Origin of the sequence: Staphylococcus sp. Marseille-Q5304, assembly GCF_943737015.1 — a bacterium.
GTDB classification, from domain to species: domain Bacteria; phylum Bacillota; class Bacilli; order Staphylococcales; family Staphylococcaceae; genus Staphylococcus; species Staphylococcus hsinchuensis.
The window spans coordinates 783,748-798,485 of record NZ_CALSFP010000001.1 but is presented as its reverse complement, the minus strand read 5'-3'; the positions used below and the strand labels follow the sequence as shown (position 1 = coordinate 798,485).

The following is a 14,738-nucleotide window of genomic DNA, read 5'->3' as shown; positions in this document are numbered from 1 at the left end:
TTTGATTATTATACGCCTCATCACCATGTTTGAAAAGCCACTTCAAATCAAATATTGTATCGCAAATTGAAAATGGTTATTTCCAATTCATTTTTTATCAATAATAATCATTGCTTTTAATTTAATCTTATAATGAATATACTTTTAACTCGCATAAAACATCTTACCAATTCCCTCAACTTACGTCTAGAACAGTTCTTTATATATTCGTGAAAATTAAAAAACCAACCCAAAAGATTAAATTTATCTTTTGGGTTGGCTTTTCAGTATAAATTACTCACCGTAACTATATTTTTATTAATTAATGACTTGTTGTTCAATATGTTTTGTAACACCAGGTTCGACACTTTCTAACGCCTGTTCAGAAATTTCAATTGAACGTTTATATCGATTGTTTTTGAAGAGTCGTTCGGCTTCGTTTAGACTCTTATCAACATTTGTATTGTCTTTACGGTATCTATTACCATATTCGATAAGTTTTTCTGCATAAACTGCATTGACTAATACGTCTGTTGCTTCGTCTTCGAATTTATTCATCTGTAACACAACTTTAGAAACTTTATCCTTTAATTGCTTTACGTGAATAGGTCGAACACTGAACTTATCATTTATTTCACGTACTTCATAATCAATTTCGTTTTTCATAATAACGAAACGTTCAGGCACACTTGGTAAATTTGAAGCAAGTAACTTTCTATAAACTTCTTCTTTTTTCGCTTGAACGCGAAGAATGTTGTCTTCTGCTTCTGACTCATCTTCTCTTAATTGGATGAGATGGTTTTGTAATTTTTCTTGTTTTTCATTAATGACAACAACATGCTCTTCAATATATTTAAGATTGTCACCAACTTGGCTATAACGAACAGCTGATTTTGACATCTCACCTAAAATTTCATCATAAACTGAGATTAAATTTTGAATTTCATTTTCAAATAATCTAACGTTTTGAACATCACTTTCGTTGATGTAGTAATTTTCTCGTACATATTCTATTTCTGTACGGAGTGTATAGTTCATTTCTTTCGCTTTAAATAAGTCATCTGTAATTACTTCTTTAGATTCTTCCACTGAGTTTTTAGATTTTACTTCAATTTCAATTAACTCATACATTTCATCTAATTTATCGTTAATTGCTGCTAACTTCTCATTGGCTTCGTCAAGTTCTAATCGACTTATCATAGGTTCTACAAAACTAAGTTCCGTCTTCAACGTTTGTAAATTACTATCAACCTTAACATGATCTAAGTCGTAACCTTCAACCTTCAAATCTCTACAACCATATTTTAAATCCTGAAATTGACCTGGTAATTCCTTTTGAGCTTCTCTGATTAAATCAGGTATTTCAGCCATATCACGTTTTAAGAAATCCATATCTTCATGTAACGTCTTGATATGTTGATGCGCTTGATTATAGTTACCCTCTGCTTTATAGGCTTCATATTGTTCCATTTCAGGAACAAATGATTCAATTTCATGTTCAAGTGGTTCTGCTGCTTCACCAAATTGATGTCTATTTGCCAATACATCACGTTTCATTTCTCTATAATCATTTTTACAATCATTATAAAGTTGATCATTTTCTTTATGTACGGAATTAATTTTTTCAACATCATTCGTCATAGAATTATAATTTGCTTCGTATTGATCCATAAACTCATGGGCTTCGTTGATTTCATTTTCGGCTTGAGAAAATTTAAATTTATACAATAAATCTTCAGCATTATGAATCTTTTCTTCGACTGGAACAAGATATTTGTTTTTACTATCTTCTGATGATTTCTTTAATCCTTCATATGTGGATTTAGTTTCACCTGTTAATTTGTGCTTTGAAAGTTTATTCAAACTTTCATCGAATGGTAATTTCTTTACCTCTTCTTTACGCGATTCGGCTTTTTCAATCATTTTGCTTTTGCTCGAACGCATATAAAATAATATACCGACTACGATCAGTATAACGATAATAATTGCTAAAATTATATACAACACCATATATTTTTTCTCCTCCTATTTTATCACCTTCCATTATAACGTAATTAACACATCCATTAAAATAGAAAATGAGTGAATTGAAGATAAAATTACAAATATTTTATTGTGGTCACACATTTTGAAATACAAATTATCTCTCAGTTTAAAATCATTTGATTGATTACTATTAAAACAGTCTTTATACTAAATGAAAAGTAAAAAGCGAGGTACCCATATGACAGAAATGAAACAAACTAACTATGATCTTTTGCAGAAACAAGTTGAAAGTCTTATTGAAGATGAGTCTAATTTAATTGCAATATTAAGTAATATATCCGCTTTATTAAATGATACACTTCCTCAAATTAATTGGGTCGGGTTTTATTTAATCAACGAGAATGAATTAATTTTAGGACCGTTCCAAGGACATCCAGCATGTATGCATATTCCTATTGGTAAAGGCGTTTGTGGTACCGCAGTCCAGGATGATACGACACAATGTATTGATGATGTTCATGCTTTTCCAGGACATATCGCATGTGATGCTAATAGTAAATCAGAGCTCGTTATCCCTGTACATAAAGATAATGATGTGATAGGTGTACTTGATATTGATGCCCCGATTAAAGGTCGATTTTCTGAAACGGATGCAACCGAATTAAAGAAAGTTGTACAAATTATTGAACAACGCATCAAATAAAATCTGTTCATACTTATTTGAAGAAAAACACTAAACCTTATTGACAGTTTTGTTTATCGTGGTACAATGAACTTTGTGTGAATTAACGAAATAGCAGTTGTATATTAATTGGCTCTATGTTGTTCCCAACGCGGACGTGCCGTGTAACCGTAGCTATGAGGCGAGGACACATAAAACAACATATCCAACTAAGCATACAACATCTTTTTTGTTTTTTCATAACAACAAAAAAGAAAAAGGAGGAGTCCTATTATGGCTCGATTCAGAGGTTCAAATTGGAAGAAATCTCGTCGTTTAGGTATCTCTCTAAGCGGTACAGGTAAAGAATTAGAAAAACGTCCATACGCTCCAGGTCAACATGGACCAAACCAACGTAAAAAATTATCAGAATATGCGTTACAATTACGTGAGAAACAAAAATTACGTTACTTATATGGAATGACTGAAAGACAATTCCGTAACACATTCGAAATCGCTGGTAACCAACACGGTGTACACGGTGAAAACTTCATGCAATTATTAGCAGCTCGTTTAGACGCTGTTGTATATTCATTAGGTTTAGCACGTACACGCCGTCAAGCTCGTCAAATCGTTAACCACGGTCACATCGAAGTTGATGGTAAACGTGTTGATATCCCATCTTACACATTAAAACCTGGTCAAGAAGTTTCAGTTCGTGAAAAATCTATGAAATTAGATATCATTGCTGAATCAGTTGAAATCAATAACTTTGTACCTGATTACTTAGAATTTGATGCTGACAACTTAAAAGGTAAATTCGTACGCATTCCAGAACGTAGCGAATTACCAGCTGAAATCAACGAACAACTTATCGTTGAGTACTACTCAAGATAAGCTGAGTTGGTTAATAACTTTAGGAATTTACGATTCCATAATAAACCACGCAGAAGCATTTGTTTCTGCGTGGTTTTTTGTATATTATGTTTCTTCATTGAGTAATGTATCTGGTGTGTCTGAGATTAAACCGTCGACCCCTAAATCGATTAAAGATTTTGCTTTTTTAGGGGCATTAACAGTATAGGGCATGACCTTTAAATTATACTCATGCGCTTTTTTAATAAATCTTTTTCTTACGAGTGCTGCATTTGGATTTACATAATGAGCAAATTTGCTTATTTTTTTGAATCTCGGTAATTTATACCAATAATTTCTTTTACTTACCAATACACCTAATTCAAATTCAACGCCAATCTTATACATCTTTTTAATTGTTTTATGATTAAAAGATTGAACGATAATTCTATCGTTAGATAAATCACTATTATGTAAAAATTCTACAATTTCTTCTTCGATGCCTCGATATTTACTTGGATCTTTTAATTCAATTAATAACTTTTGTGGATGATCCTTGATTAATTCAATGACCTCATCAAGCGTTTGTATAACTGACGCTGAATATTTAATATCTTTCCAAGCACCAATATCATATTTTTTTAACTCTTCAAGCGTTTCTTTTCTTATTTTACCTTCACCATTAGAAGTACGGTTTATCGTATCATCATGTATGGCTACAAAGTAATCATCCTTAGTGCGGTGAATATCAATTTCTAAAATATCAATATTTTCTTTTAATGCTGCTTTATATGCAACTTTAGTATTTTCTGGGTATTCTAGAGATAAACCTCTATGTGCAACTAAAGTTATATTTTTCCCATGCGTTTCAACCATGAAAAAACATCTCCCCTTTCTTTATTTAAAATAATCATCTAAACTTAAATTATTATCTATATTACGGAGGTGCCGATAATGGTAAAACATCAATTTAAAGTAAAAACACAGTGGCAAGATGGGCGAAATGCTCACGGTGACTTAACAGGTGATGTACTAAATGAACAAATCTCGATTCCATCCGGATTAGGTGGTAATGGTATAGGAACCAACCCTGATGAATTACTTGTATCCGCAGCATCCTCTTGCTATATCATTTCACTAGCAACAGTGTTAGAACGCTCAGGTTTCAAAGATATTCATATTGAACAATCAAGCGTCGGTAATGCTATGCTTGAAAAAGGCAAATTTAAAATGCACTCTATCATTCATTACCCACAAATTACTGTAAATGATACACAAAAACAAAAACTTATTAAAAAAATTGATAAATTATTAAAAATTGCAGATAGCAATTGTATGATTTCTAATTCTATAAAAGGCAATGTGATCGTCGAAATCGAACCAAAAATTGTATAATTTTTTAAATATTTCACTAAGTCCTATATACTAAAGATGTATGCCCTTACATCTCGGTTTAATTTTCCTAATTTTCTTTATTTTCACAATTTAATACTTTTTTATTATCAGAAAATTTGCTAAACTTATTAAATCTTATTCATTTGGGGGGATTATTCAATGAACTATTATAACGCTTTGTTATTAACACCTGGTCCTACTCCTGTAGCTCAAGAAATTTTACATGCAACACAACAACCAATGGTAGGACATCGGTCAACTGACTTTGAAGCAATTGCAGAGGAAGCATTCCAAGCACTTAAACCAACATTTGGTACAAAGAATAATGTCATGATTCTAACATCAAGTGGAACAAGCGCTTTAGAAGCAAGTATGTTAAATATCGCTAATCCAGACGACGAAATTGTTATTATTGTTTCTGGCGCATTTGGTAATCGTTTCAAACAAATTGCAGAGACCTACTACAACAATGTACATATATACGATGTGGAATGGGGACAAGCAGTAGATGTTGATGCATTTATGGACTATCTACAATCATTAAACACTTCTATTACAGCAGTCTTCAGTCAATATTGTGAGACTTCTACCGCTGTATTACATCCAGTTAATGAACTCGGCCATGCATTAAAACAATTCGATGATTCTATCTATTTCATTGTAGATGGAGTAAGTTGTATCGGTGCAGTCGACGTCGACCTTGAACGTGATGATATTGATGTGCTCGTATCAGGCAGTCAAAAAGCAATCATGTTACCCCCTGGCCTTGCTTTCGTGGCGTACAATGATCGTGCAAAAGAACGATTTAGCGAAGTGACGACGCCAAGATTTTATTTAGACTTAAATAAATATTTAACCTCACTTTCTAAGAATTCTACACCATTCACACCGAATGTTTCACTCTTTCGAGGTGTAAATGCTTACGCGAAATTAATAGAACGAGAAGGTTTAGAAAATGTTATTTCTAGACATTATGCGATAAGAGATGCATTGAGACAAGCTTTAAAAGCTTTAGAGTTAGAGCTACTCGTACAAGATGAGTATGCTTCACCTACTGTTACTGCCTTTGTACCTCAATCAAAGGAAGAACTCAATTATCTTAAAGGTGAACTCAAGTCTCGTTTCAATATTACAATTGCTGGTGGTCAAGGACATTTAAAAGGCGAAATATTACGTATCGGACACATGGGACAAATTTCACCATTTGATATCTTACATGTTGTATCAGCACTTGAAATTTTAGTTTCTGACTTTAGACAGAAATCATATATCGGAACAGCAATTACTCAATATATGGAGGTTATTAAAGCTTATGTATAAAATTTTAGTTTCTGATCCAATTTCACCAGAAGGTTTAAAAAGTCTTTTTGAGCACGATGATTTTGAAGTAGATACGCATACCGATTTAGATGAACAGCAACTTATCGAAAAAATAGCTAACTATGAAGGGCTTATCGTACGTAGTCAAACACAAGTGACTCAAGATGTTATTGCAGCTGCGCCAAATTTAAAAGTCATTGCAAGAGCAGGTGTTGGTGTAGATAACATAGATATTGATGCTGCTACAAAACACGGTGTCATTGTAATTAACGCGCCTGACGGAAATACCATTTCTGCAACTGAACATTCAATGGCTATGATTTTATCAATGGCGCGTAATATTCCACAAGCACATCAATCTTTAAAGGACGGTCGCTGGGATCGAAAAGCGTATAGAGGTACAGAGTTATATAATAAAACTTTAGGTGTAATAGGTGCCGGAAGAATCGGTATTGGTGTTGCGAGACGTGCGCAAAGTTTCGGCATGCGTATACTAGCCTTTGACCCTTACCTTTCTGAAGATAAAGCTAAAGAACTAAATATTACTTTAGCTACGGTAGAAGAAATTGCAGAGCAATCTGATTTTGTCACTGTGCATACCCCACTCACGCCTAAAACGAAAGGCATTGTCAATGAAGCATTCTTCCAACGCGCAAAGCCAACGTTACAGATTATCAATGTCGCACGTGGTGGTATTATCGATGAAGAGGCATTAGTGAAAGCTTTAGATGAAGATAAAATACAAGCAGCTGCAATTGACGTATTTGAAAATGAACCTGCAACAGAATCACCTATCGTTAAGAATGATAAAGTTATTGTCACACCTCATTTAGGTGCATCAACAGTAGAGGCTCAAGAAAAAGTCGCAATCTCAGTGGCGAATGAAATTATTGATATATTTGAAAATGGAAATGTACTCAATGCAATTAACGCTCCAAAAATGACATATGATGTCATCAATGAAGAATTAAAACCATATATCGAATTAAGTAAATTAACTGGAGAAGTTGGTATTCAATTATTAGAAAAAGCTCCGCGTGAATTACACATTAAATATGAAGGCGATATCGCTTTAGATGATACAAGTTTATTAACAAGAACGCTTGTTTCTGGTGTGTTACGCCAAGATTTAGGAGAACGCGTGAACCTTATCAACGCTTTAGTTTCACTGAATGAACAAGGTGTATCTTATAATATAGAAAAAAATTCAAAACATCGTGGATTCAGTAATTACGTTGAATTAACACTCGTAAACCAAGATACACAAATTAAAATCGGTGCAACAGTTTTAAATGGTTACGGTACGCGTATTGTGCGAATCAACGAATATCCTGTTGATTTCAAACCTGAAAGACACCAACTTGTAGTAAATCATACTGATAAACCAGGTATCGTTGGTCGAACTGGTCAAATCTTAGGTGAATATAATATCAATATCGCTTCAATGCATTTAGGCCGTTCTAAACAAGGCGGAAATGCTTTAATGATTCTTTCAATTGATAATCCTGCTACGCAAGAAGTAATTGAAAGTTTATATCAAATTGAAGGTTTCAACCAAGTTCGAAGTGTTGAATTAGAAGACATAGAACAAACGCAGCCCGTTCTATAAGTAAATGCAAAAAGTTAATGTACGCGCCATATTTCCATTATTTTAAAAATGTTGAAAAACCAAAAATATACCCCTCTAACAGATTTAGTTAAAATATCTGTTAGAGGGGTTTTAATATCTAAAATACGTTATTTATAACGTTAGAGTAATATATCACGAATTTCCCCTACATGATTTACAATATAATCCGCTTCATAACTTTCTAACTCTTCACGTGCCTGTTGACCTTTTAAACCAGTTAATGGTCCGATAAAAGTTGCGCCAATCTTTTTCGCGCTTAATAAATCGGCTAGCGAATCACCCACAATAAATACTTCATCCTTTGTTACACGTTGTTCTTGATTTGTAGTATAACTTTCGTATTCATTTTCATCATTACCAGATAATGTAGCTAAATAACTAAATGGATTAGGCTTGCCCAACGGTTTTAAATGTGGAAATTTATCTTCAGCAATTAATACTTCACTGGCTGTGACAATATATTTCTCATCAAAGTAAGATTTAATCCCTATCGTTTCGAACGGAACGATTGTTTCTGTACGTGGTCTCCCTGTTGCTATCGCAATATGGTAGCCTGCTGCTTTTAAATCAGCTAATAATTGCTTGATTTCTTCGACAGGTCGTAAAACCACTTCCTCGTATATATAGCCCTTTTTAAATAAAGAACGGTTTTCTTTTTGTTCAACCTGTTTAAATAGCTCTACTCCTAAATACCACTCTTGATAAATTTCTTGAGTCAATTTCCAGAATGGGCTCTTCAATTCAAATATCTCTGTCTGGTTAGTGTGCAAAGTTTCGCTCGCATATGTAATTAACGCTTTATATATATTATCTTTTCCAGATTTAACACCTTCTAAAAATGATAATGGTAATTCAAAATTAAGCGTAATATCATCTAATTGTCCGCCTACAGTTTGTAAAGTCTGTTCATTAAATTTCTCTGCTTCTAATACACTTTCCTTCATTTGTGGTGGTAGTGTCTTACATAATTCAATAAAATGAAGTGCCCCTACAATAAATAACATATCCCAATTAGAATTTAAGCCTAATGACTTTAATTTCTTAAGTATCTCATCATGATAAAATACAGTATTTCTAATATCATTGATTTGTTGATCTGTCAGACCTTCAAACTCAAACGAAGGATCAAGTCCTATATATGATTTACTCATTAGTAGCTCATACACAGTTAAAGCAGAAACATCAAAACATCTTTCTTCACTTAAAAATACACCATCTACATCAAATAATACCGATTTCATACTATCGCCTCTCCTTTAATCAGAAAATTCTGATATGTATTAATCGTACTATGTCCTATAATAAAGCGCAATTAGATTTCACTCACTTTTCAAACATAAATAAGCTCCTTTCAAAGTTAAGTGTTAATTTATATTTTAAAAGGAACTATCTATAGCTATATTTATTGTTAAAAATATGGATTTGGACAGAAAGTTATTTCGTAGTCTCATTAATTGACAAAGAAGCTGAGACAACTATTTTTGTCTCAGCTTCTGGTGAAACTAACACGTTGATACATGCTAGTCTATTAATTTTTCTATCTCATCTGCAACCTGTTGTACTTGAGTACCAACGATAACTTGCGTATTATGTTTACCACTCTTAGTGACGCCTACTGCACCAGCGCCTTTAATTTTACTATCATCGACAATTGAATTGTCATTTAACTCCATACGTAATCGTGTGGCACAGTTTGTTAATGTCTTAACGTTATCTTTACCACCTAGCCCATCAAGTATTTGACTTGCTGTCTTCGCATATTTATTAGACGTGCGATTGTCAGATTGGCTATCTTTGTCTCCCGTTGAAGCTTCTTCTGAAGTTGGGTCAGGTAATAAATTGTTTCCTCGGCCTGGTGTATTTAATTTTAAGAATTTAATTGCAGCTCTGAAAACAAAGTAATACATTACGAAGAAAACGAGTCCTTGTACAATTAACATATAAGGTTTATTCGCAACAGGGTTAACTAGAGACAGCACAAAGTCTATGAGACCTGCACTAAATGAAAATCCTGCTGTCCAATGAAACAATGCTGCTATAAACATTGATACACCTGTTAAAAATGCATGGATAACAAATAATTCAGGTGCAACGAACATAAATGCAAATTCAATGGGTTCTGTGACACCTACAAAGAATGCTGAAATTGAACCTGCTAGCATCAAACCGTAGACACGTTTTTTCTGTTTAGATTCAGCAGCACGGTACATAGCTAGTGCGGCAGCAGGCACTCCAAACATCATCACTGGGAAGAAACCAGCCATGTAACGTCCAGTAACACCTTTTTCAGCACCATCTCCCGACTGGAATTTAGCAATATCATTTATACCAGCTAAATCAAACCAAAATACTGTATTCAATGCATGATGCAATCCAGTTGGTATTAATAATCTATTAGAGAATCCATATAGAAATGCCCCAAATGGTCCTAAATCTATAATCCATTTACCGAAGTTAACTATAACTGAATAAATTGCAGGCCAAATAAATAACATTGCGACAGTTAAGAAGATACTAAAGAAAGCAGTCATAATTGGCACTAAACGTTTACCACTAAAGAAAGATAAAGCAGCAGGTAATTCTGTTTCTGCAAATTTATTATATGTAAATGCTGCGATTAACGCAACAAACAACCCAATAAGTACATTACCATTATTCATTTGTTCGAAAGCAGCATCTACGTGAGACTGTTTTTCACCTAATAGCGGTGCCAACTTTTCAGGACTTAATACACCTGTTATTAAGAAATAACCGACTGTTGCAGCCAATGCAACTGCACCATCATTTTTCTTTGCCATCCCAAGCGCTACACCAATGGCGAATAAAATCCCTAATTGTTCTAGTATCGTTTGTCCCGCAGTACTGAAGAAGTTTGCTACTGTAGGTAATATATGCATCGCTTTAAGTGCGTTACCAATTCCTGCAATTATCGCAGCAGCTGGTAATACCGCAACTGGTAACATTAACGATCGACCTAATCGTTGTAAGAAACTTAACAAAACAAATCCCCCTTTTCATTAAAAAAACACCACGTACAATATTTGTACACGTGGTGTCGAACATATATCGTTATTGTACAATGTTATTTTAACATATTATTTAATAATATATTTTAACATTTCATGAATTAACAATATAGTTATTTTTTACCAACATAAGCATAGAGCTCGTCTTGTAACGTTTTCGTACGACTCTCTAACGTTTTCGTAATATATTCAAGCTTTTCATTACGTTTCATTTCTTTTGGTAGATTTTTTGTTTCGATTGGTTCACCAAATTTAATAATTGCTTTCCCAGTAATTAATCCTATAATTTTACTTGGCCCTACGTAAGCAGCAGGTAATATCGGTGCACCTGAAAGCATTGCAATTGTAGCAGCTCCTCGTTTTAAAGGTGCCCCTTCACTATATTTTTTACGTTGACCTGTAGGGAAGATTCCAACCGTTTTGTTCTCTTTAATTAGTTTAACTGGTTTCTTTAAAGTACTTGGCCCTGGATTTTCTCTATCCACAGGAAAGGCATTAAGAGATAATAAAAACTTACCAAACAATTTATGGTTAAATAATTCTTTTTTCGCCATATAATGAATTTGATTTGGATGAATTGCCATACCTAACATGATTACTTCGTTATAGCTTTCATGAGTACATGTCACTACATACTTATGTAATTGGGGTATATTCTCCTTACCTTGTACTTCTAATGAACGACTTAACTTAACGATGATTAACTTTAATAAACCACTGATAAAACTATACATTTTCCCACCTACTTTATTTGCTTTTTATCACCTACTGATTTTATCATTTAGAATTGTTCCGAACAAGTACAATTATATTTCAGTCTAAAGTATGAAGTTTTTACACTAGAAATCATTTGAAAAAACTTAGATAATAATACTTATAGACGAGTTGGGAGGTAAAACATGTCAGATTTTAATAATGGGATGAATCAACATCAAGAACAATCAAATCAGCGTTATAGTCGTCATAACAAATCACGTTTTCCTTGGTTAAAAACGATTATCGTTGCACTTATTGCAGGTATTATCGGTGCTTTACTCGTTCTAGGCGTTGGAAAGATCATTGACCGAACAATGTCTAACAAAGATGCTGGTAAAGTTCAAGAAACGACGAATACCAAAAGTGGTGGTAATACACTAGATGGTAAAAGTGATAAATATGACTCTGTCAATCAGATGATTAATGACGTTTCACCTGCAATTGTCGGCGTCATCAATATGCAAAAAGCTGAAGGATTAGATGATTTATTAAAAGGGAAATCTTCTAAATCAGAAGAAGCTGGCGTAGGTTCAGGTGTTATTTATCAAAAAAGTAACGGCTCTGCTTACATTGTTACGAATAATCACGTCATCGATGATGCGAGTGAAATCAAAGTTCAATTACATAATTCTAAGCAGGTCGATGCTAAACTTATCGGTAAAGACGCTCAAACCGATATGGCTGTTTTGAAAATAGATAACACGAAAGGTACAAAATCAATCCAATTTGCAAATTCTTCTAAAGTTAAAACGGGAGATAGTGTTTTTGCAATGGGTAATCCACTAGGTTTAGAATTTGCCAATTCTGTCACTTCCGGCATCATTTCAGCAAATGAAAGAACGATAGATAGTCAAACTTCATCTGGTAATAATAAGGTGAATGTACTTCAGACTGATGCTGCTATTAATCCAGGTAATTCTGGAGGTGCCTTAGTAGACGTTAATGGTAATTTAGTCGGAATTAATTCAATGAAGATTGCAAATGAACAAGTTGAAGGAATTGGATTTGCCATTCCTAGTAATGAAGTTAAAGAAACAATCAAGGAACTTGCAAAACATGGTAAAATCGAGCGCCCTTCAATTGGAATTGGTTTATTAAACTTGAGTGAAATTCCAGAATCTTATAAAGACGAATTAAAAACAAAACGCAACGACGGCATCTACGTTGCTAAAGTAGAAAAGGATAATGGCTTAAAAGAAGGCGACATCATCACTAAAGTTGATGGTAAATCAATCAAAGAAGACACTGATTTAAAATCATATCTTTATCACAACAAAAAACCAGGAGATACTATCACAATCACAGTTGAACGGAAAAACAAAACGAAAGATATTAAAGTTAAATTATCTAAACAAAAAGATAGTGAAAGTCAATCTTCTACTCAGCAACAACCCGACCAAGGATCAAGTGATGGCTCAGGCTTATTTCAATAACAAAAAAGAGGATGGAAAATAATTTATTTTCCATCCTCTTTTATATATTTTGTTAATCGAATTATGATTTATAGTTCACCATGAAATATTTTTTCTTACCGCGACGGATAATCGTAAATTCATTTTCAATCTTATCTTCATCGCTTAATTCATATTTGAGGTCTTGTTGACGTTGACCATTAATATAAATTGCTCCGTTATTAATATCTTCACGTGCCTGACGTTTAGAAGAAGAGATACCAGTTTCTACAATTGCTTCAACTAAGTTTGTCGTATTTTGACTTAATTCAACTTGTGGCACATCTTTGAATCCTTCTTTTAACTCTTGAGCAGAAAGAGATTGTAAATCACCTGAGAATAATGCTTGTGAAATTCGAATAGCATCATCAAGTGCTGATTGACCGTGAATAAATCGAGTAACATTTTCTGCTAATGCTTTTTGTGCTTCACGTAAATGTGGTGCTTCTTCTAGTGATTGTTCTAATTTATCGATTTCATCTTTTTCTAAGAATGTGAAGTATTTCAAGAATTTAATTACATCATCATCTGAAGTATTAATCCAGAATTGATAAAATTCATAAGGGCTTGTTTTTTCTGCGTCTAACCAAATTGCGCCGCCTTCAGTTTTACCAAATTTCTTACCATCTGATTTTACAACTAATGGAATTGTTAAACCGAAAGCTTCAGTTTGACCATACATACGACGCATTAATTCAATTCCGCTTGTGATATTACCCCACTGATCAGATCCGCCAACTTGTACTTTACAGTCGTATTCTCGATTTAAATGACCGAAATCAATCGCTTGTAGGATGGTATACGTAAATTCAGTGTATGAAATACCATGTTCTAAACGTGTTTGAATAGAATCTTTACCAAGCATATAGTTCACACCGACATGCTTACCATAATCTCTTAGAAAATCAATTAAAGATATTTGTCCTAACCAATCTTTGTTATTTACTAACGTTGCACCTTTATCTGTATCAAATTCAAATAATTGGTGCATTTGTTTACTAAGAGATTCAACGTTATGTTGAACTTGCTCTTCCGTTTGTAGTGTACGTTCTTCTGATTTACCAGAAGGATCTCCTATCATTCCTGTACCGCCACCTATTAATACAAGTGGTCGATGGCCATGTTCTTGGAAGCGACGTAATGTTAAGAATGGTAATAAGTGCCCTATATGTAAACTATCTCCTGTTGGATCAGCACCACAATACAAAGTCACTTGTTCTTTATTGAGTAAATCTTCTAAACCTTGTTCATCCGTTTGTTGATAAATTAAACCTCGCCATTGTAATTCTGAAATGAGTTCATTTGTCATCAACCTAACCTCCTAGTAATTTAGCTCTATATTATTGAAAATTGGATATCGTTACTCATACATTTCACCATTATAAAAAATAAAAAACCCTTACAACGAATTGTAAGGGCGCAATTGCACGGTACCACCATACTCTAGAAAGCAACTTTATTAATGATACATTCATTAACTAAAATGTTTGGATAATATTAGCTAGGTGTATTCACATTAAGCATTACATTAGTTTCCAGCAACCACTAACTCTCTTAAGAAATGGCAAAATGCTACTTGTCCTATATCCAAATAACGATATCGATTTGTAACTCATTATAATTAACTCCTTTTTAAAAGTCAATGAAACAATATATGTTATAATATTTGTTAAATCAAG

Annotated in this window: 12 protein-coding genes; 6 read left to right on the top strand and 6 right to left on the bottom strand. The window is 33.5% G+C overall.

Annotated features, from left to right (window positions below; genetic code table 11):
* Window positions 1-297 precede the first annotated feature (297 nt).
* Entirely contained in the window at window positions 298-1,989 is a 1,692-nt protein-coding gene (gene ezrA, locus NGI30_RS04060) for a septation ring formation regulator EzrA (RefSeq protein ID WP_251519859.1), read from the bottom strand.
* Between the two features lie 214 nt (window positions 1,990-2,203).
* Between ezrA and msrC the strand changes: the two genes are divergently transcribed.
* Window positions 2,204-2,668: a free L-methionine (R)-S-oxide reductase MsrC gene (gene msrC, locus NGI30_RS04055; protein WP_251942789.1), complete on the top strand. Its 465-nt coding sequence runs from the start codon at window positions 2,204-2,206 to the stop codon at window positions 2,666-2,668.
* A gap of 252 nt (window positions 2,669-2,920) precedes the next feature.
* Window positions 2,921-3,523 carry a 30S ribosomal protein S4 gene (gene rpsD / locus NGI30_RS04050; protein WP_251519829.1) on the top strand — a complete coding sequence of 201 codons (603 nt, stop codon included), beginning with the start codon at window positions 2,921-2,923 and terminating at the stop codon, window positions 3,521-3,523.
* Between the two features lie 84 nt (window positions 3,524-3,607).
* Here rpsD and NGI30_RS04045 read toward each other — a convergent pair whose 3' ends face one another.
* On the bottom strand, window positions 3,608-4,357 hold the full coding sequence (locus NGI30_RS04045; RefSeq protein WP_251519820.1) for a glycerophosphodiester phosphodiesterase: 750 nt from the start codon (window positions 4,355-4,357) through the stop codon (window positions 3,608-3,610).
* A 78-nt stretch (window positions 4,358-4,435) separates the two neighbouring features.
* Here NGI30_RS04045 and NGI30_RS04040 point away from each other — a divergent pair, with 78 nt between their 5' ends.
* The 3 genes from NGI30_RS04040 (at window position 4,436) to serA (ending at window position 7,805) form a co-directional block, all read left to right on the top strand.
* A complete protein-coding gene (locus tag NGI30_RS04040) occupies window positions 4,436-4,876 on the top strand; it encodes an SACOL1771 family peroxiredoxin (protein ID WP_251519818.1) in 441 nt (146 codons plus the stop codon).
* Window positions 4,877-5,035: 159 nt separating this feature from the next.
* Window positions 5,036-6,196: a pyridoxal-phosphate-dependent aminotransferase family protein gene (locus NGI30_RS04035; RefSeq protein WP_251519816.1), complete on the top strand. Its 1,161-nt coding sequence runs from the start codon at window positions 5,036-5,038 to the stop codon at window positions 6,194-6,196.
* Window positions 6,189-7,805, top strand: a complete 1,617-nt coding sequence (gene serA, locus NGI30_RS04030; RefSeq protein WP_251519814.1) for a phosphoglycerate dehydrogenase — start codon at window positions 6,189-6,191, stop codon at window positions 7,803-7,805. Before NGI30_RS04035 ends, serA begins: the two co-directional genes overlap by 8 nt.
* Before the next feature lie 140 nt (window positions 7,806-7,945).
* Here the strand turns inward: serA and NGI30_RS04025 are convergent, their stop codons facing one another.
* From NGI30_RS04025 to NGI30_RS04015, 3 genes are all read right to left on the bottom strand, one after another.
* Window positions 7,946-9,067, bottom strand: coding sequence for an HAD family hydrolase (locus NGI30_RS04025; protein ID WP_251519807.1), 1,122 nt, complete (start codon window positions 9,065-9,067; stop codon window positions 7,946-7,948).
* Between the two features lie 279 nt (window positions 9,068-9,346).
* Window positions 9,347-10,825, bottom strand: coding sequence for an N-acetylglucosamine-specific PTS transporter subunit IIBC (nagE, locus tag NGI30_RS04020; protein WP_251942787.1), 1,479 nt, complete (start codon window positions 10,823-10,825; stop codon window positions 9,347-9,349).
* Window positions 10,826-10,965: 140 nt separating this feature from the next.
* Window positions 10,966-11,586 (bottom strand): lysophospholipid acyltransferase family protein, encoded by a 621-nt coding sequence (locus NGI30_RS04015; protein WP_251942785.1) that lies wholly within the window; start codon window positions 11,584-11,586, stop codon window positions 10,966-10,968.
* Window positions 11,587-11,751: 165 nt separating this feature from the next.
* On the opposite strand from NGI30_RS04015, the gene NGI30_RS04010 reads away from it, so the two are divergent.
* The gene (locus tag NGI30_RS04010) at window positions 11,752-13,041 is read left to right on the top strand and encodes a S1C family serine protease (RefSeq protein ID WP_251519803.1); all 1,290 of its coding nucleotides are present in this window, start codon (window positions 11,752-11,754) and stop codon (window positions 13,039-13,041) included.
* A 61-nt stretch (window positions 13,042-13,102) separates the two neighbouring features.
* On the opposite strand, the gene tyrS is transcribed toward NGI30_RS04010, so the two are convergent.
* Window positions 13,103-14,368 carry a tyrosine--tRNA ligase gene (gene tyrS, locus NGI30_RS04005; protein WP_251519801.1) on the bottom strand — a complete coding sequence of 422 codons (1,266 nt, stop codon included), beginning with the start codon at window positions 14,366-14,368 and terminating at the stop codon, window positions 13,103-13,105.
* Window positions 14,369-14,738 lie beyond the last annotated feature (370 nt).